At 67.4% G+C, this 19021-nt stretch carries 15 protein-coding genes; 6 read left to right on the top strand and 9 right to left on the bottom strand.

Going from position 1 to position 19021, the window contains the following annotated elements; genetic code table 11:
• Positions 1-61 precede the first annotated feature (61 nt).
• Genes PD653B2_RS01920 through PD653B2_RS01930 form a run of 3 tightly spaced genes read right to left on the bottom strand, consistent with a single transcriptional unit; the run spans position 62 to position 3203 of the window.
• Positions 62-1252 carry a hypothetical protein gene (locus PD653B2_RS01920; RefSeq protein WP_085870616.1) on the bottom strand — a complete coding sequence of 397 codons (1191 nt, stop codon included), beginning with the start codon at positions 1250-1252 and terminating at the stop codon, positions 62-64.
• Positions 1253-1311: 59 nt separating this feature from the next.
• Positions 1312-1869, bottom strand: a complete 558-nt coding sequence (locus PD653B2_RS01925) for a hypothetical protein (protein WP_085870617.1) — start codon at positions 1867-1869, stop codon at positions 1312-1314.
• Entirely contained in the window at positions 1866-3203 is a 1338-nt protein-coding gene (locus tag PD653B2_RS01930; protein WP_242665088.1) for an MATE family efflux transporter, read from the bottom strand. Before PD653B2_RS01930 ends, PD653B2_RS01925 begins: the two co-directional genes overlap by 4 nt.
• 602 nt (positions 3204-3805) lie before the next feature.
• Here PD653B2_RS01930 and dnaB point away from each other — a divergent pair.
• Entirely contained in the window at positions 3806-6232 is a 2427-nt protein-coding gene (gene dnaB / locus PD653B2_RS01935; protein WP_207559301.1) for a replicative DNA helicase, read from the top strand.
• Positions 6233-6809: 577 nt separating this feature from the next.
• On the opposite strand, the gene PD653B2_RS01940 is transcribed toward dnaB, so the two are convergent.
• Positions 6810-7136, bottom strand: a complete 327-nt coding sequence (locus tag PD653B2_RS01940) for a DNA-binding protein (protein WP_085870619.1) — start codon at positions 7134-7136, stop codon at positions 6810-6812.
• Between the two features lie 10 nt (positions 7137-7146).
• On the opposite strand from PD653B2_RS01940, the gene PD653B2_RS01945 reads away from it, so the two are divergent.
• Complete coding sequence (locus PD653B2_RS01945; protein ID WP_165763298.1) at positions 7147-7455, top strand: DUF4209 domain-containing protein; 309 nt, start codon at positions 7147-7149, stop codon at positions 7453-7455.
• Between the two features lie 109 nt (positions 7456-7564).
• On the opposite strand, the gene PD653B2_RS01950 is transcribed toward PD653B2_RS01945, so the two are convergent.
• The 3 genes from PD653B2_RS01950 to PD653B2_RS01960 all read right to left on the bottom strand — a co-directional run bounded on the left by PD653B2_RS01950 (position 7565) and on the right by PD653B2_RS01960 (position 12940).
• Positions 7565-8668 (bottom strand): hypothetical protein, encoded by a 1104-nt coding sequence (locus PD653B2_RS01950; protein ID WP_085870621.1) that lies wholly within the window; start codon positions 8666-8668, stop codon positions 7565-7567.
• 46 nt (positions 8669-8714) lie between these two features.
• Positions 8715-9059 (bottom strand): hypothetical protein, encoded by a 345-nt coding sequence (locus PD653B2_RS01955; RefSeq protein WP_085870622.1) that lies wholly within the window; start codon positions 9057-9059, stop codon positions 8715-8717.
• Positions 9060-9205: 146 nt separating this feature from the next.
• The gene (locus PD653B2_RS01960) at positions 9206-12940 is read right to left on the bottom strand and encodes a hypothetical protein (RefSeq protein WP_133058905.1); all 3735 of its coding nucleotides are present in this window, start codon (positions 12938-12940) and stop codon (positions 9206-9208) included.
• A 141-nt stretch (positions 12941-13081) separates the two neighbouring features.
• On the opposite strand from PD653B2_RS01960, the gene PD653B2_RS01965 reads away from it, so the two are divergent.
• Complete coding sequence (locus PD653B2_RS01965; RefSeq protein ID WP_133058904.1) at positions 13082-13537, top strand: hypothetical protein; 456 nt, start codon at positions 13082-13084, stop codon at positions 13535-13537.
• A 96-nt stretch (positions 13538-13633) separates the two neighbouring features.
• On the opposite strand, the gene PD653B2_RS01970 is transcribed toward PD653B2_RS01965, so the two are convergent.
• Positions 13634-15208, bottom strand: a complete 1575-nt coding sequence (locus PD653B2_RS01970) for a HEPN domain-containing protein (RefSeq protein ID WP_085870625.1) — start codon at positions 15206-15208, stop codon at positions 13634-13636.
• Between the two features lie 152 nt (positions 15209-15360).
• The gene (locus PD653B2_RS01975; protein ID WP_133058903.1) at positions 15361-16170 is read right to left on the bottom strand and encodes a hypothetical protein; all 810 of its coding nucleotides are present in this window, start codon (positions 16168-16170) and stop codon (positions 15361-15363) included.
• 287 nt (positions 16171-16457) lie between these two features.
• Between PD653B2_RS01975 and PD653B2_RS01980 the strand changes: the two genes are divergently transcribed.
• The 3 genes from PD653B2_RS01980 to PD653B2_RS01990 all read left to right on the top strand — a co-directional run bounded on the left by PD653B2_RS01980 (position 16458) and on the right by PD653B2_RS01990 (position 18988).
• The gene (locus PD653B2_RS01980) at positions 16458-17099 is read left to right on the top strand and encodes a M15 family metallopeptidase (RefSeq protein WP_242665089.1); all 642 of its coding nucleotides are present in this window, start codon (positions 16458-16460) and stop codon (positions 17097-17099) included.
• Between the two features lie 159 nt (positions 17100-17258).
• A complete protein-coding gene (locus tag PD653B2_RS01985; protein WP_123061212.1) occupies positions 17259-17855 on the top strand; it encodes a cysteine peptidase family C39 domain-containing protein in 597 nt (198 codons plus the stop codon).
• A 122-nt stretch (positions 17856-17977) separates the two neighbouring features.
• Positions 17978-18988 carry an iron ABC transporter substrate-binding protein gene (locus tag PD653B2_RS01990; protein WP_242665090.1) on the top strand — a complete coding sequence of 337 codons (1011 nt, stop codon included), beginning with the start codon at positions 17978-17980 and terminating at the stop codon, positions 18986-18988.
• Positions 18989-19021 lie beyond the last annotated feature (33 nt).

A 19021-nucleotide genomic window follows, 5' to 3' on the forward strand; every position in this document is an offset into this window, starting at 1 on the left:
GCAGAGGCCGTCCCTCCTTCGGGAGGGGCGGCCTCTGTCGCGTTCGAGGGCGGACGCGGGTTCAGCGCGCGGAGACCGCGTCCACCCGGACGAGCTTGCCCCTCGAGGCGACCCGCACCTGGAGCAGCCCGCTCCTCAGCGGGCTGAACTGGTCGCGCAGCTGGTAGACGTGCAGCGCCTCGGCCTTCGCCGACGCCAGGTTCACGGTGGTCCACGCGGCGTGGCCGATCCGCACCTGCACCCGGCCGAGCCGGGGTCCAGCCGGTGCCAGCAGGCGGATCTCCCGGACGTTGCGGACCGGGAAGGCGGCGGTCGCGCCGTACGTCGAGGACTGCAGGTAGTCGCCGGCGAACGCGCTCGAGAGGCGGACCCGACGCCAGTCGGCCTTCGAGGACCTCACGACGTCGCCGGCGGTGAGGTTGCGCGGCACGAAGAAGGACTGGACGTACGGCGTCGGGTCGACGTTGCCGGCGGGGTCGACCGCGGCGGCGGTGAACCGTTGCGGGCCGGGCTTCAGTCCCCGCAGCGTGGCCAGGCCGTCGGCACAGGCGACGGCGCGGCCGTCGAGCCGGCAGCGGTAGCGCGCCGGCTGCTGGTCGTCGCCCTCGTCGCTCTGCAGGGTCACCTGCACGCTCGTCGCCGTGACCATCGGGGTGGCCTGCTGGTCCTGGTCGTAGTAGGTCGTGCGCAGGAAGCCGAACGTGCTCGGGGTCGTCGCGTCCGCGCGGAAGACGAGCTCGGCGGGCGTCTGGTCGTAGTCGGGCAGGTCGGCGTCGGCCGGGAAGAAGGGGTCGGTCGTCAGGTCGTGGGCGTCGTCGGTGGCGTCGACGGCGCGGACCCGGAACGTGTACGGCGTCGCACCGCGCTCGTCGAGGTCGTCGTACCTGACCGGGCTCGTGCAGGGGCTCCACGAGGTCGGCGCGGCCGGGCTGTCGTAGAACTGGCACTCGTAGGCGATCGGGTCGGCGTCGGCGTCGGGATGCTCGCCCTGGAAGTCGATGGCGATGCTCGTGGTCCGGATCCAGCCGCCGACCACCGCGGGTCGGCTGGTGAGGATCGACGTGGTGGGCGGGACCGTGTCGTCGCAGCCGGGTCCGGTCGGGAGTCCCAGGAGCGGGTCGGTGGGCTGGGCCTCGCTCAGGCAGGGGTCCGCGGCGAGCGCCGGTGCGGCCCCGGGCAGGAGCGGCAGGAGTGCCCCGACCAGGAGCGCGGCGAGACCGCCCGTGGCTCGCCGGGTCGTGAGATGGCGCATGAGTCCCTCCGATGCGTGCGTGTGCTCCCGGCCCTTCAACGGCGACCCTTCCCCCGGGGCTACGTGTCGACGCCCTCGGCGTGGGTGGCGGTCTGGTCCACCCCGGGCAGCGCCCACGGCCGGGACGAGTAGCGGAACAGCAGCACGATGACCAGGACCAGGGCGACCGTCGCCAGCAGGAGGAGCGGGAGCAGCAGGGAGGGCTCGACCGTGTAGACGACGATCGGGAGCACGCCGGCCGCGACGGTGAGGGTGCTGCCGGTCTTCAGCCAGCTCGCCGGCGACCGGTCGCCGGCCTCGGTCGCCGTCCGGGCGAGCGCGGCGCACAGCGTGGCGACGAAGGCGATCTGCGGCAGGTTGGCCGCCCAGGTCAGGGAGTCGTCGGTGCCGGCGAGCGCGTCGACCACACCCGGGAACCACAGCGGCACCGAGACCAGGAGCGCCAGGCCGGCCAGGAAGGTCGTGGTGTCCCACCAGGGCGTCGAGCGCGGCAGCTGTGTCATCCCGCGGAGCACGAGGAGCCAGCCGAGCGGGTCGGCGACCAGGTCGTAGCCGTCGGCCCGGGCGCTGAGGGCAACGATCACCAGACCCATCGCGACGGCCTGGAGCGGTTTCACGGCGCCGCCCTACGGGCGCCGGTCACCAGCCAGGCGTCGCCGCGGGCGCGGTGGACCAGCACCACGAACCGGGCGCCCATGAAGACGGCGGCGAACGAGACCCAGATCGCCACCAGGCCGGCGGACCCGAGCGCGAGGACCACGGCGACCGGTGCGTAGGCGACCAGGGTGACCAGCCCCGCACGGGCGAGGTAGCGGCCGTCGCCGGCACCGATGAGCACCCCGTCGAGCACGAACACGACGCCTGCCAGCGGCTGCCCGACCGCGGCCACGACCAGCACCGGGACCAGGAGGTCCTGGACCTCCGCGTCGCCGGTGAAGAGCGGTCCGAGCAGGGGGCTGGCCGCGGCGAGGAGGACGCCGGTGACCACGCCGCTGACGGCGCCCCAGCGCACCATCCGGCGGGTGGTCGCGCGGGTGCCGTCCACGTCGCCCGCGCCGAGCGAGCGACCGGTGAGGGCCTGGGCGGCGATCGCGATCGCGTCGAGCACGAAGGCCAGGAAGGTCCACAGCGTCATCGCGAGCTGGTGGGTGGCCAGGTCGACCTCCTGCTCGCGCGCGCCCACGGCGCCGAGCGTGACGGCGTACGTCGTGACCAGCAGCGCGGCGCGCAGGGTGAGCGTCCGGATCACCAGCGGCACGCCCGCGCGGCCCGCGGCGCGGATGCCCGGGACGTCGGGCCGTAGTGACGCTCCCTGGCGCCTCGCCGCACGGGCGACGACCGCGACGAAGACCGCCGCGCTGGCGACCTGCGCGATCACCGAGCCGAGGGCGGATCCGGCGATGCCGAGGCCGGCCGGGTAGACGAGCAGCAGGTTGAGTGCGACGTTGAGCGCGTTGCCGCCGACGGCCACCACCAGCGGGGTGCGGGTGTCCTGGAGGCCTCGGAGCACACCGGTGGCGGCGAGCATGAGCAGCAGCGGGACCGTGCCGAGGAAGGCGATGCGCAGGTAGGTCGCAGCCGGGCCGGTCACCTCGTCGGAGGCGCCGAACGCGTGCACGAGCGGGCCGGTCAGCAGCACCCCGAGCACGGTCACGCCCGCGCCGATCGCGACCGCGAGCCAGAGCCCGTCGACCCCCTGCGTCAAGGCCCCGCGCAGGTCACCCGCGCCGAGGTGGCGGGCCACGCTGGCGGTCGTGCCGTAGGCCAGGAAGACGCACAGCCCGACCGCCGTCTGCAGCACGACCGCGGCGATCCCGAGGCCGGCGAGCTGGGAGGTGCCGAGGTGGCCGACGATGGCCGCGTCGGCCAGCAGGAAGAGGGGTTCGGCGACCAGGGCGAGGAACGCCGGGACCGCGAGCCGGAGGATCTCCCGGTCCGATCCGTTCCTCACGACCACAGCCTAGTCATAGTAAGAGACATGCTCGTCAAATGACCCCTACGTAACTAGTTATCAACACCTGTGGATGAAGCGGGGGAAACCTGCTCCGGGGCGCTATGTCGACAAACCGTGCGGTGACGCCCGGGTGGACGGGAGGTGAACGACTTTTTCTTGCCAGGAGTTTTGGTTCCACAGTTGTGAGCAACTGTTTGTGCAGGTCAGAAGGGTACTCCGGGGTTCCGGGGGCCGGTCCTCCACAGGCCGCTCCCCAGGCTGTGCACAGGTGCCCGCGTGTCGTCCACGGGCAGCACACGAGTTATCCCCAGGCGACGCCGGGGGGTGTGGATGACGGGGTGTCGCCGGACCCGCCGGACCGCGTACGGTCCCGGGGTGTCGGTGGTCGTCTCTAGCCTCGGCAGCACGCCGCGGCTGCCCGACGGAGCAGCGGCCAGGGGTCGACCGATGCGGATCAGGAGGGGCTACGGGTGAGCGTCACCGACCAGGGCTCGCGAGGCATGCCGGAGCCCCCGCTGGACGACTGGGGCGACGGTCCGGCGTCCTACGCGCCGGGCGAACGACCCACCACGCCGGGCGACCGCACCCCGCCGCAGGACATGGCCGCCGAGCAGTCCGTGCTCGGGGCGATGCTGATCTCGAAGGACGCCATCGCCGACGTCTCCGAGGCGCTGCGCGGTGTCGACTTCTACCGGCCCTCCCACGAGACGATCCACGACGCGATCATCGACCTCTACGGGCGCGGTGAGCCGGTCGACATGGTCACCGTCGCCGCCGAGCTCCAGCGCCGCGGCGAGCTGCAGCGGATCGGCGGGGCGTCGTACCTCCACACGCTCTCGGCCAACGTGCCGATCGCGGCCAACGCGGGCTACTACGCCGAGATCGTCCGCGAGAAGGCGATCCTGCGGCGCCTCGTCGACGCCGGCACCAAGATCGTGCAGATCGGCTACGCCGGCGAGGGCCAGGTCGACGACATCGTCGACACCGCGCAGGCCGAGGTCTACAAGATCACCGACCGGCGCTCGGCCGAGGACTACGCCCCGCTCTCCGACATCATGGACGGCGTCCTGGACGAGATCGAGGCGATCGGCAACCGCGAGGCCGGCCTCTACGGGGTGCCCACGGGCTTCGCCGACCTCGACGACCTCACCAACGGTCTCCACTCCGGCCAGATGATCATCGTGGCGGCGCGCCCCGCCATGGGGAAGGCGCTCGCGCTCGACACCCCGCTGCCGACCCCTGACGGCTGGACGACGATGGGCGAGGTCCGCGTCGGTGACCGCCTGTACGACGCCCAGGGGCGCCCGACGACGGTCGTCGCGGCGACCGACGTGATGGCCGACCGCCCGTGCTACGAGGTCGAGTTCTCCGACGGGTCCCGGATCGTCGCCGACGCCCAGCACCAGTGGCTGACCGAGACCCGGGCAGCCCGGAAGTCGAGGTGGGCGGCGGAGCGCCACTACAACCGCACGGTCAACCAGCACGTCTTCCCGTCGGTCGTCACGACCGAGGAGATCGCCGCGACCGTGCGCGTCGGGGCTGAGGGCCGGGCCAACCACGCAGTGCTCAACGCGGCGCCCCTGACCGGTGCTGATCTGCAGCTCGCCGTGCCGGCGTACGCCCTGGGGGTGTGGCTGGGTGACGGGCACAGCGCGAGCGCAAGGATCACCTGTGAGACGCCTGAGATCCCGATGCGGCTCGAGGGTGTCTGCGACCTCGTCGTCGAGCACCACGGAGCGATGCTCTACAGCATCAAGCTGCCCGACGACGAGTGGAACGTCCCGTCCGGTGTGTGCGTGGATTGTGGCGAGCGCGCGGGCAAGCGCATCCTGTGCGCGGGCTGCTACGCCGATCGCGGCACGTTCCAGGCGTTGCTCCGCAAGATCGGGGTCCTCGGCAACAAGCACATCCCGCAGGACTACCTCCGGGCCTCTGAGACGCAACGCCGGGCCCTGCTCGCCGGTCTGATGGACACCGACGGCACTGTCGTCAAGGGTGTCGGCTCGTGCCAGTTCGCCGTCACGAGCAAGCAGCTCGCCGACGACGTCTACGAGCTCGTCGTCAGCCTCGGCTACAAGTGCGGTCGCACGTCGAGGCGCGTCCAGGGTCGGTCCGAGGAGACGTCGACCTGCTACATCCTCAACTTCTCGACGACCGACGACGTCTTCTGGCTGCAGCGCAAGCATCAGCTGCACAAGGAGGAGCGCCCGGACACGACCGCACGGATCGGCCGCCGCTACGTGACCGCCGTGCGCCAGGTCGACAGCGTGCCCGTGCGTTGCGTCCAGGTCGACAACGACGACCACCTCTACCTCGCGGGTGAGTCGATGATCCCGACCCACAACTCGACGCTCGCCCTCGACCTGTGCCGCGCGGCGTCGATCCACAACAACCTGACCAGTGTCTTCTTCAGCCTCGAGATGACGCGCTCCGAGATCACCATGCGGCTGCTGTCGGCCGAGGCGAAGGTGCCGCTCAACCACATCCGCAACGGCAACATGAACGACGACGACTGGGCCAAGCTGGCCCGCAAGATGGGCGAGGTGTCGTCGGCGCCCATGTTCATCGACGACTCGCCCAACATGACGATGATGGAGATCCGGGCCAAGGCCCGCCGGCTCAAGCAGCGCCACGACCTCAAGCTGATCGTCATCGACTACATGCAGCTGATGACGTCGGGCAAGAAGGTCGAGTCCCGCCAGCTCGAGGTCTCGGAGTTCTCCCGCCAGATCAAGCTGCTCGCCAAGGAGCTCAGCGTCCCGATCATCGCGCTCTCCCAGCTCAACCGTGGCCCCGAGCAGCGCGGCGACAAGCGCCCGATGATGAGCGACCTGCGCGAGTCGGGCTCGCTCGAGCAGGACGCCGACATGGTGATCCTGCTGCACCGTGACGACGTCTACGAGAAGGAGTCGACCCGTCCCGGCGAGGCCGACCTGATCGTCGCCAAGCACCGCAACGGGCCGACCCGCGACATCACCGTCGCCTTCCAGGGCCACTACTCACGCTTCGTCGACATGGCGCACTGATGTGACCCGACATAGATGCCGGAGTCGGGCAACTCTGTCAGTAACGCAAGTTAAACCGTCAGTTGCACCTGAATTCTGTCATCTCACAGAGACGGCAGTCGGCTAAGAATCTACGAAAGTCCGGGATTGCCAACTGCTGCCTAACACGTGTCGTGCGGCCGTACCTCTTAATAGGCATGTCGCCGGTTCGATTCCGACAGGCGGCTCCGCACCGGTCCACTGACCTGCAGTGATGCAGAAACCCGGGCTTCCGGACCCGGTTGAATGGCGGCAGGTCACAAGAAGGGCAAGCCAAACCCAATGCGCTGCCGCATGGGCCGCCGTGCTGCTAGTCGGTCCGCCAGTCGTTGGCATCACGCGTTTGGGCAACCCCGTCAGGCCATCACAGCGGCCATGGCGCGGCGGCCACGACAAGCCAAGGGACTCTCGGATGACGGAGATCGTGTGTGTCGCTCTTGCAGGCACATGCATCGCCCGCCAAGCGAGCTCATCCTCGCCGCGGAAGGGCACGCAGACCCGCTCTTTGCTGGCCCGAGACGACATCACGCCCGCCGTAGTAAGTGCGACCCCGCTCCTTCTAGCTGTTCGGACTGGGGATGTTGATGGGTAGGTCGGCGGGAACGGCCCAGGAGGCGAGCAGTCGGAGGCGCTCGGCGGAGGGTGAGCCGGGTTCGGCGGTGTAGACCATGAGGACGAGTCCCGGTTCGGCGGTGATGGAGAGCTCCTCGTAGGCGAGGGTCAGCTCTCCGACGACCGGGTGGTGGAAGCGCTTGGTGCCGGCGCCGTGCGTGCGGACGTTGTGGTCGGCCCACAGGCGCCGGAAAGTTTCTGACTGTGTGGAGAGCTCGCCGACCAAGTCCTGCAGTCCTCGGTCGTGAGGGTCGCGCCCGGCCTCGGTGCGCATGCGAGCCGGCGTGAACACGCTCGTCGTCGATCCGCTGACGGGAGTCGAGACCGAGAAGGGACTGGGCGCACTGCTGGTGGTGGACGCGGCCCTGGAGATCTTGGGGCCCGGCCTGCAGCTCGAGTTGCGTTCCCTGCTGGTTGAGCAGGAAGGACCTAACCTGAGGAACGAGTTGGCTCACGGGCTTGTAACTGATGCCGCTGCGTGGAGCGCCAACGCGGTGTATGCATGGTGGCTGATCATGCGCATCGCCGTCGTACCGGTTTGGGTCGCGATGCACGGCGACAGCGAGCCAGGTGGCGAGGAGAGCGATGAGTAGGCCATTGCGTCGGTGGCTCTCAACCAGGTGGCTGTCAATCGACTTGTCCAACTGTGGGATCTAGGACCGCTGGTCGTGCTCGCACAGTGCCGTCGACCCCGTGTGGTGGTCAGGGCCGCCAAAAGGCCCGATCGCTGTCCATGACCTTGCTTGCGCTCATCCGGGTGCTTGTCTCCGGTGAGGTGAAGATGGTTTCGCCGACCACGTGTAGCGGGCTGGCGTCGAATCCGTCGAACTGAAGCGCGATGTGCTCCATGACATTCGGCCACTGAACTCCGGGCTGCACAAGCAGCGTGCGTTCGCGCCGCCGCCGGTCCCACAGCGACTTCATGGCGATCATGGCGGCCTCAACTACACCTGTCACGTGCTCGACGAAGTGGTCGACAATCTGTTGTGGTTCGCGCATGATCAACAGGTCGTTCGGTCCGCCGTTCACGCCAGTGCTCGCCATCGCCTCGACCTCCGACCAGCCGGGTTGTCGGTAGAACGGAAAGACCGTCCGTGGGTCAGGAGCGCCGCCGCTAACCAAGAGCATCCATGAGGTCTTCGGTGCGCGATGGGCCGCGGTGTCACGTTGGCGGAGCATCCACTCCATCCAATTGACCGGGCCGACAACGACCGCGCTGCGGATGACCTTCAGCAGGTCCTCTTGGGCTAACCGACCGTCGGTTCCAGGGTCGTCGAGTGGGCGCTTGCCCCCGTTGTCCATCCTTCTGAGGGCGTATCTGATGTCGTTCCAGTCAGCCCGGATGATATCGACATGAAGGGCGGCCACTCCGATGATCGAGGCTGCCAGCCGGTCCATTGTCTGGGCGAGGTGGAAGAACACGTGCTCGCGCGCTGCTTCGATCTCGGTCATGCGCCTGCGCTCCGACGGTCCGCGCTGAATGGAAGCGAGAAAGTCATCGTTCGACGCAGCGGGGTTCGTTCGGGCGACGTCCAAGCACCGGGTGTGGATCCACATGGCGTCTGCGAACTGCTTCTCGGCGAGAGTCGTGGCCTGAAGCGACGCGCTCGCCAGCGCGTGGGAGACGCCCGATATGGACGACATGAGGTACTCGCTCAGCAGGGCAACACGTCGTTGGTCCGTGTATCCGGACCACCAGCCGAAGCCGCCGAGAACGTCGTCGAGGTCTGCGTGCATCGCAGACAGGAGCGCGCCGGCTGCCTTCGTGCCGGGTTCGACCCGGTCTTCCCATGAGGCAGATTCCATGGACCGATCTCCTATCGCATTCCAATGCTTCAGCCGACGGGTCCGCCTATCCGGCCAAGCTCACCATGTTGCCGATCGTGCCTAGGACGATTCCGGCGACGAGCAGCACGACGGTCCAGATCTGCATGCGCTCGTTGACCTCGAGGAGCGACCGAATCGTGGCGGAGCTCCGTTGGATCTCGCCGGGCAGGATGCCGTAACGCGAGTACATCTCGTCGAAGGACCATCGCGGGTCGGACGCAACTGCAGCCCGCTGCTGCTCGACTGCCGCCGTGTGCGACCGCCAAAGACCGCGTGCGTCGCGGAACTGCTTGACGACCAGGCCAACACCGGTCAGTTCAGAGATCGCCCCCGCTGTGTAGATGAGGACGAGCCAGTGGTTCAGCATCACGATCGCATCGTGGCAGCAGCCGCCGACATCTCGGGCCCGCTCGCAATAGCTAGGACATCGACCGGCCAGCCCTGCTGACTGTTCCCCGCTTACGGAGGTCCGTAGGCCGCGATCCAGCTGGCCGGTGCAATTAGCAGGTTGGCCTGTCAGGGGTCCGTGTTCGTGTCGCAGCGGTTGGCGAGGCGCTCTTGCTCTCGTGCGCCTTCGACCTCGTCTGCAATGTTGATTCCGCCGTTTCGCGCGATGCGATCCATGACGTCGTCTGCGGTCTTCCTGGCTGCTTCGCTTCCATGCTCAAGGGCGCGGGCAATAATCACGGGTGCGGCCCTGTGCAGCCCGTAGTGGAGCGCCGTGCCGGGAGTGTGACGAAGGAGGCCGGCGAGGACGTCGACAGCCGCATCCGGGTCGTCAACGGATGTGGCTTCGAGGTCGTCGCCCACGTGGAGACTTCCTTCGAACTGGTAGTCCCGTGCCAGTTCTTGGAGCCGAGGTAGCCACCACGTGCGGTCAAAGTGTCCGCATCTGATCCACCAGTCGAACTCTGTCAGTTCGGCGGGATCAGCGTCGCGTGATCGAACAGCGGAAAGCCGGTGGTCCCAGAGGATGGCGGCTCGATCACGGATGTCGTTGTCGAGGGCGCCTGCATGGAAAAACTGCCAACCGAGTCCGCCGAGAACTTTGGCGCGTTCTTCGACGGGTGCGTCGTTGAAGAACTGAGCGAGGAGTGGGTCGTTCAGGTCCAGCCGGCCCCAGACGTTGAGGATGACGAGGTGGTTCCCGATGAGCTTGAGCGGGGAGTCGTCGCGCACGCCGTTCGTGAGGTGTTCGCCGGCGGCAGCGCGTTGGAGCATTGTGTCGATCGCTGGGCGTAGGTAGTCGATGAGTGTTGGGTGCGGATTGTGCAGTGCGACGGCCGTGGTGACGAACGTGTCGCCGAACGGATCGGGTGAGAGAAGTTGTGGTTGATGCTGGTCCAGCCAGTCGCGGCTGCTGGACAGTAACCAGCCGGCTCGTTCGCCGATAGCGGCGGCAATGGTGAGGCTGTGGTCGCGCTCGGGTGTGAGGAGGGCAGTGACGGTCTGAAGGGCCGCCACTGGCAGGGGTGTCTTGCTGTAGTCGGGGGCCGGCGGGTGGTGGTCGGCGGTATCGGCACGAGCGATGGCAAGGAGTGTGCGTACGGCGGTTGGCCGGACAGTGTTGAGCGCGTAGGTGAACGGATCCCACCCGTTGCCGTATCGCTCTTCGGTCTCGGGTGTCGGGTCGGTGTCGGACACGATGTCGGTGGTGATGGCGGCAGCGGCGGCCCGCAGATGTGCAGGGAGCTGGTGCGGTGTCGCGTCCTCGAGCAGGTTGCAGACCTCTTGTCGTACCCAGCGCCACGTTCCGAAGTCGTGGTCCTGGTGGACGTCATCTCGCCACGTCCGGTTTGCGAGGAGCGCGTGCAGGAGTGCGTCCCAGTCGATGTCTGCTTTCGCGGCGGGACCCAGCTGGGTGTTGTCTCCCGAGGGCTGTTCGCCTTTCGGATCGACTTTGGTGGTCTCGCTGATGGCCTTCAGATGGTCACGGAGACCGCTGATGTATCTGTGGACGTACCCGGAGTCGAGTTCAAGGGCCCCGCCGGCGACCTCGGTGTACTCGCGGGGTCGTCGTGCTACCTCGACTTCGAGCGCCCGGGCAAGGGTGTCACGGGGTTGTGACGCGTCGACGGTGAAGTCGTGGTCATTGGAGAGGATCGCGAGGACTTCGCTCGGCGTCATCGCTGCGAAGTTGGGTTCGGAGCCGACGGCCGTGTGATCGTCGGGTCGGTACCGCCGCTCCTCTTTTTCGAGTAGTTGCTCTCGAAGGGTGCGGGCGGGCTCACGCAGTGAGTCGGGGTCGATGATGTTGAGTCGGCTCAACTGCCACCGCTCCGAAAACTCAGCGACCGCGACGGCCGCATCGCCCCCGCCGTAGTTCGATGTGATGCGCTCTCTTGTTGCGTCCGTGAGGATTGGGCCGGCGAGGATCGGTCGTTCCCATGCCCGGTAGGTGTTCTCGTCGACGAGTGGCAGCACTGCGGCGGCGAGTTGCTTGAGCTCGTGGAGGTAGGTGTAGCCGTCATTGAGCTGCGGGTCCACGAGCCGGTCGGACGCGACGGCGACTACATCGGGATGGTCTTGCACTGTCTGGGCCAGGGCGTACAGCTCGATCCGCCGGAGAACTGGTGCGGGCGCACGGTGCAGGATGTCGGCGACATCTTCTGGCCCGTGGTCGCGAATTCGGGAGATGGACAGGTCGCGGACGGTGTCGATGAGTGCTTCGCCTACTTCGTCGTGGCGATGATTGTGCGGGTGGTCGCCGATTGCCGGGCGTCGAAGGGTGGTGAAGTCGCGTTCGTCGGGGCCGTATGAACCCGAGTACTCCTGGTGTCGCGTCAGCCACCAGGTGAGCCAGATGAGGAAGTCGCGGTTCCCGTTGTAAGCGATGACGGCGCGTTCCAATGCCTCGGCGTACCAGTCGATGTCGATTCCAGCGGTGACTCGGTTGAACGTGAACTTGCTGTCCGGTGCGGGTCGCGGCTCGAGCATCTTGTGCAGAAGTCTCTTTGCTGCCTTCGGGTGGTTGCCGGGGACGAGGACTTCGAGGACGGCTAGGACGTCGGCGCCCGTGTGGGGGCCAATCCGACGGTCGTCCAGGATGTCGCAGATCTTTGGGGTGAGGATGACGGCGGAGTCGGCAGGCATTTGACCAGCGCATCGCACTAGGAGCTCTCGGACGTTCCAGACGGTGTCGCGCGTGACGACGCGATCAAGGATCATCGCCACGGCCATCGGCTGTTCGGCGACCATTGCGTGCAGGTAGTCGCCTTGCGGCCACGGCATGTAGGGCATCAGTCCGGCGTCGGTGACGACGTTGAGTGGCGGGTCGTTGAAGACACCACGGGTATCGAGGCCCTCGACCCACCTGGGGTTCTTCAGGTCGTTGAAGAAGACGCGTCTGTGCTGTGGGTCTCCGATCCGTGGGAGAACCTGGTCCAATAGGACGTCATCGGGTGTGACCCAAGTGCCGTTCAACTGCTGGTTCGCCTGTGCAAGTAGCAGGCGAAGGTCGTCGACGACGTCGAAGAATCGACCGACCCGACTCTCGATGACCGATTCGATGACCTCGAATAGCGCGACATAGTGATCTTGCGGCCGGAAGAAGTGGGCCGGGAGATCACCGCCGCCGGGGTGGCGGCAGTTCTCGAACTCGTCGATCGCTTTCTTGAACATCGTGATCGTCGCGTCCGCGCCACCGGACCTTTCCTTTCCGAGGACAACCGCGGCGCGGAGGTCGACCGCTCGGGACGAGCCTTCTCGGTGCGCCGCGGCGACCTCGCGGATGGCGTCGAGCAGCCGCCGCGGGATAACAACGGACGACTCGAGTCCGGCGAGCACGGCTCGGTCAGAGGTCGTCCGTTCGGTGACCGGGCCTGCGGAATCTTCGCGGTGCGCCACAGCGGGGCTGGTGCCGGTGCCGGGGGTCTCGTGTGAGTCCGGATCAAGGTCTCGGGGGTCGCCCGAGAGGCTGTAGCCGGCTGCCGCGAGCTCCCGGGCGAGGGTTGCGCGCGCTGCCGACTCTTTGGGTTCCCCGCCCTTCTTCGCAGGGATCAAGTCGAGAACCTTCGGGAGTCGATTGACCAGCTCCCTGATCGCATGAGCGGTCACGACGAGCGCATCTGGCGTCAGGGGTCGTTCCCCGAGCCCGTTGACGGCACGACAGTAGAGGCCGCCGACGAGCGCGTCTTGCGCAGCAAGAACCGCGTGCAGCGCTTCCCGGCGAGCGTTCCAGATGCCGTCCGGAGTCGGTGACCAGCCCTCCAGAGGACGAGGTGTCTTATTTGGTGTGCTCGCATCCCCCACGAGGCGAAGGTAGCGCCCTACGCCGACACCCGATGGCGACTCGGCGTGCTGATCAGCGAGCGCCTTCTGTTGGAGCTCGCCGAGGGCTGTCTCCCCCCGACTGGCATCCGCGCGGGGTCCTATCGTCGTACGCTCCGCGTCGTGGGCTTCGCTGAACACGTCCTCGACGACGACCAGCTCCGCGCCATCGGCAAGGTCGTCCTCGCCGCAACCGGCGCCGAGTTCGCGATCTCGATCCTTGTCTCCGGACGCGTGCGTGAGGCCGACATGTTCAAACTCATGGAGACCACCGGTGCCGCACGCCGAGCGCTCAAAGAAGCCGTCTCACAGCATCCCGACCTCGCCCACCTGCACTCAGTCGCCGAGGAACGCTTCGCCCGCCGCAACCGTCTTGTGCACGACCTTGCGATGGACCAGTTCGTCGAGACCGAAGACGGCCCCGTGACGACTCCGGTCCTCCTCAGGTTTCGCCACGGCGCCGACGAACCATGGCAGAGTCGACCTGCGCCGTCAGCACAGGAGATCGAAGCCTTGGCGACCGAACTCGGTGAGATCGTCACCATGTGCAACAGTCTCGTCGGCTTCGGACCGGAATGACGCGGTCGCCGATGGCAGCGGGGAACAATAGGGTTCGAGCATGGTGAAACCGAAGGGCGGCTCAATTACCCAACCCATGACACTGGCGGCAGCCGGTTAGGCGTCGCCGATGGTCGTCTCATCGGTGGCGGAGGCTTGCGCTTCCTCGGTGTCGGCTCCCGGGTCGGCTGGGTTCGCCGGCGCCAACCCCTGCAAGACCATCGCGTCCAGGTCCTCGACCGACCAGTCGGACCGGACCAGCCGCTCGAGGAGAACTTCGCGTAGCAGCCACACGGCGACCGAGTGGGTGGAGAACTCATGGCCGCCCTCCTGTGGCTGGACCATGGCGTGTTTGCCGCTGGTGCTGCCGTGCACGAGTTCGGAGCGGCGGTCGTAGACCTTCCGAGCGAGCTTGAACGTGAGTTCGGGGGCACGGGGTTCCTCGGCCTTGGTCGCGAGGAGTGCGGCGGCGCGAACCGCGACGCGGTAGGAGATCTCGGCGCCCTTCTGTCCTAGGAGCGCCTCCAGGCCGATGCACGCGTCGATGAGCTGATCGTCCGGGGTGTCACGCAGCAACGCCGTCGACAAACGCCGGGACGCTAGCTTCGCCTGAGCACTCGAAGTTTTCAGCGCCGCTGCAACCACCGGAAGTTGTGCTGCCTCGTTGGCGGTCACCCCGGCGTGCTCCTTGAGCCAGCCGCCGTCCTCGAAGTACGACGGGTAGCGGCGTGCGGTGAAGACGTGGTTCAGGTTCGGGAGGTTGTCTTCCCAGTGCCTTGCCCAGTTGCGGGGCCGGCGAAATACCCGAGCCCATCCGGGTCGTGCGAGGGAGACGATGCGGATGGCGTCGCACACCGCCTCGACGCCACGGGTGTCGATGGGAGCATCGCGGCTGAACAGCGTCCGGCCTTCGCCGATGTTCTCCATCGCGGCCATGTCAACGACCACGGCCCACTTGGCTGCGTCAGCCAGTGGCGCCATGACGGTGAACCGGTCTACTTCGCTGATGCATCGCAGGTCGTCGTCGGTGAGCCGTTCGATACGAGTCTCGTCATCGACCTGCAGGCCCTCGTCGGAGATGTCGAAGTCAGTTAAGAGCAGCGGGACAACCAGCTGGTACTCCAGGGTGGGTGCGAGCCACGACCGTTCCCGCTGAGCGTATAGGTCCGCCACCGCGGGGTCCGTTATCTCTAGGCCTAACGCGGTCGCACGGTCGTAGATGCTGTTCGGAAACAGCACGATGCTCGTGTCCATAAACGACTCAGCCAGGTCGTCAGGCAGAGTGCCGGCCTCGTTCTCGGGACGCATCCGCTGGAGCACCGAAGGTGTTGAGGTGACGTATTCCTTCAGTGCGGCCACGCCCGGGATGTCGTCGTAGGGGAACGGGTCGATGACGCTCGCCTTGTGCGCAAACAAATCCGCGGGCGCGACGCGGGTCTCGTCCTTCTCCTTCGAGTACACGTTCGGCCAACCAGAGTCGAACGCCTTCACCTGCCTCTTGTCCCGGTACGGCGTGTACTTGTAACCCTCCCGGGCGAAGTACTCGGTGACCATCGCATCCATCTGAGCGACCACCGTCATCGTCAACTTGAACAACTGCGGGTCGATCACGTCCTCCGGCATCGGCGGAAGCGCCCACGCTTGGTCGGGTGACGGCGTCACGGTCGGCGTGTCGGGCTCGGTGTCGCTCACAATCCCATCCAACCAACCCGACCAGGCTCCGTGCGTCTGGTGTGAGAGTTTGGACGACATGTCGGTAGCCGACCGCCGCGGCGGTTCGCGAGCCGGGGTCCGACCTGACATGACCTTGCCGGCGACGGAAGGTCGTCCGGCGGAAGGTTCACCTACTTGAAACTTGGTTCTCCGCATCCGCCACCGCCGACGCGCATCGGGCCCCACCTGTGTCGCGTCGTTTCGATGGGTCGACCTTCGGCCACTTCGTGCATCACCCACACACCGCCGACACCACTGACATCGAAGGCTGGGGCGTCGGACTCCGTCAGCCTCGCCATGGCGGCCACCACGGCAGCTTTGACGTCCACCAAAGACTGGTTAGTGAGCGTGTAGTGGTCGTAGAAGTCGGGGGAGGTGTCGTCATCGCCGTGCTCGTCGAGTAGCTCGTTGAGCCGGTCCGGGGAGACAAACCCAAACTCGGTTCGGACGACGTGGGCGGCATCCGCGGTACAAGGGACGGCCAACATCCCGTCTTCGCGAAAGCGCTGACTCGAGTGAGGGCCGTTGCCCGTGTCCGGGACGGTGAACTCCCACACCTGGGGCCCCTGAGTCTCGTCGTCATAGCCGACAATGACGGCAAGGACGCCGCGCCCTTCCTGCTCGTGTGTCAAGTTGCGCGCCTGCAGAGTGATGAAGCAGGCGTGTGCGGCTTCCGACACCGTCAAGGTCCTCCCTGCGGCGGACACTTTCGCGACCTCGCCGGCGAGCGCCACGTTGAAGATGTCTGCCACGACCTGCTCATTGAACGACGCTCTCCCCGCCGCCATCGCCACGACCGCTCCCGTCTTGGCGACCGCGGTCTTGCGTGCGGTATCACATGAGGCATATGGATCTGCGTCACCCGCAGGCGTGGTTGTTGTGCGGCCGTCGGCCAGGATGAGGAGACCGTCGTTGGCGCCGAAGACGAGAAGCAACGTCACCGGCACAGCGTGCCATCGAGCGCCCGCTGCGGGGACTTCTTCGATCAACGCACCCTGCGATGGGCAAACGTCGCAGCCTTCAAGACTTCAGTTGAACCGGGATGGGGCGCAATTTAGGCAGAGATGACAAAGTCGTTTGCGCTAGCGCTGACAGAATCCCGGGATCCCCGCAGAACCGACTGACAGAATCGCGCGGCTCCGTCAGGAAGGTCGATGCCGGAGCCCGCGGCAACCGCGACATCGTCGACTCCGTCCTCGCCGCCAGCCAGATGACTAAGGTGGATCGGGTGCCGATCGTGCTGATGGGAGACCCGCAGGTCGCCGGAGTCCCGGTCCGTGAGTGTGGGGAGCCGCTGGTCTCGGCGGACGCGAGATTCGCGATGTCGCCCCTCAAGGAGGATGTCGACCCGGCGCGCCGGTTGGTACGCGTGGGTGTGCACGAGCGTCTTCTCGACGCAGGGCAGATGCTTCCCGAGGGGCTTCGACTCTGCTGGGTCGAGGGGTATCGAGACGCCTCGCTGCAGCATCGGTACTTCGAGGAGTACCGCGCTGTCCTGGCCCGGGACCACGCGGACCTGACCGACGACCAGTGCGCCCTGCTGGCGAGCCGCTACGTCTCACCCCCGGCCGTCGCGCCTCATGTCAGCGGAGCTGCCATCGATCTGACGCTCTGCGACGAGCAGGGCACGCAGCTCGATCTCGGCACGCCCGTCAACGCCTCGCCGGAGGAGTCGGGTGGGCGATGCTACTCGGATGCCGAGGTCGGGAGCGAGGCCCGGCACTACCGGAACGTTCTCGCGGCAGCGTTGTCAGGAGCCGGTCTGGTGAACTACCCCACCGAGTGGTGGCACTGGTCGTACGGCGATCGCTACTGGGCGCTGCTGACGGGAGCCGACGAGGCGCGCTACGGGCCTGTCGTGCCCAGCTGATCCACCTGATCCTCAGCCCGGTGGTCTTCGCTCGGGCAATGCTGTTTGGATACGTCGGGTGGACGTCCCTGGCAGCCGTCTGCCTGACGGCGGCCCTTCCGCACAGCCGGATGGTTCCAGAGCCGTGTCCGCACCGCGCCCCACGGAGGTTGCTGCATCATGACGAACACGGTGGGCAGAGGCCCCGTGCTGCGGTTCCCCCAGCACTTCCACCTGTTGAGCGGCGAGCCGCAGGACGACACCGCGCTCACGAGCGAGGAGATGGCGGCCTGGAGTGATCGCAGTTGCGGGCTCGCCGCGCTGCGAACCGTGCTCGCGTATCACCGGCTCCCCGTCCCCAGCCAGACCGAGCTCCTGCGGGCCGCCATCCGCGAGGAGTACTTCACCGACGCGGGAATCCTGCACGTGGGTCTGAGTGAGCTGGGCGCGGCGCACGGGCTCAGCGGTCGCGCGACCGAAGTCGCCGACGTGGGCCCGTTGTTCGCCCTCGCGGACGGTGGCTACCCCTCGATCGTCTCGGTCACCCACCAGCTTCCGATGGACGGCCGTCGGGGAGGTCACCTCGTCGTCGCCGTCGGTACCGTTCGCGGCAGCGACGCCGTCCGGTTCGCCGACCCGTCACGGTGGGGCGGGGAGAACGACCGCGTCTCGAGATCGCGTTTCGCGGCCTCGTACAGCGGTCGCGCGATCGTCTTCTGGCCCACCGCCGGCCCGCAACCGGCTCTGCCGTGGGAGCCGTGCGGACAGGCGACGTGAGGAGCACGGCTGCGCCCACGCCCAGACGAAAGCTGGGCCAGTCTTCAACTATCTCGCGATCGCGGCTAAGGTGAGGCTGCCCTAAGTCATTCCACAGCCGATGCCCAGGAAGTCCCTCACCCGTGAAGCGCTTGCCCGCAGCCCTGTCCATGGTCCTGGTCGTCGCTCTCGGCGGCGGCGCCGCCTGCTCGCAGGATGACGGGCCGAAGCTCGTGATCTACAACGCGCAGCACGAGCAGCTCCTGGAGGAGATCGCGCCGAAGTTCGAGGAGAAGACCGGCATCGAGGTGGAGCTGCGCAACGGCTCCGACTCGGAGCTCGCGGCGCAGCTGATCCAGGAGGGCGAGGCCTCGCCCGCCGACGTCTTCCTGACCGAGAACACCCCGGCGATGTCGGCCGTCGAACGAGCCGGCCTGCTCGCCCCGCTCGACGCCGCAGCGACGACCCCGATCCCGGAGCAGTACCGCCCGGCCAGTGGCCTGTGGACCGGCTTCGTGGCCCGTTCGACGGTGCTGGTCTACAACCCGAGCCTGATCAGCGAGGACGACCTCCCGGCCTCGATCCTCGATCTCGCCGACCCGGAGTGGCAGGGCGAGGTGTCGTTCTCGCCGACCGGGGCGGACTTCCAGGCGATCGTCGCCGCCGTCCTGGATCTCGAGGGTGAGGCCGCGACCGAGAAGTGGCTGGCCGGGCTCGCCGACAACGGCACCGTGTACGACGGCAACAACGTCGTCCTCGAGGCCGTCGACTCCGGCGAGGTCGCGACCGGGATCGAGTACCACTACTACTGGGACCGCGACCAGGCCGAGTCGGGGGAGAACAGCGACAGCAGCAAGCTGCACTTCTTCGGCAACCAGGACCCGGGGGCCTTCCTCAGCATCTCCGGTGCCGGTGTCCTGGAGAGCGCCGAGCACGCGAAGGAGGCGCAGGAGTTCGTCGCGTACCTGACCAGCACCGAGGGCCAGCAGGCGTTGGCGGACAGCTACGCGTTGGAGTACCCGCTGAACCCGGCGGTCAGCCTGGCACCCCCGGTGAAGCCGTTCGGCGAGCTCGAGCCGCCCACCGTCGCCGTCAGCGACCTCGACGGCCAGAAGGTCGTCGAGCTGCTGGCCGACGCCGGGTTCGTCCTCTGAGCCTCGATGCGGCGGTCGCACCGCGGCCCCGCG

Origin of the sequence: Nocardioides sp. PD653-B2, assembly GCF_002117935.1 — a bacterium.
Lineage (GTDB): Bacteria > Actinomycetota > Actinomycetes > Propionibacteriales > Nocardioidaceae > Nocardioides.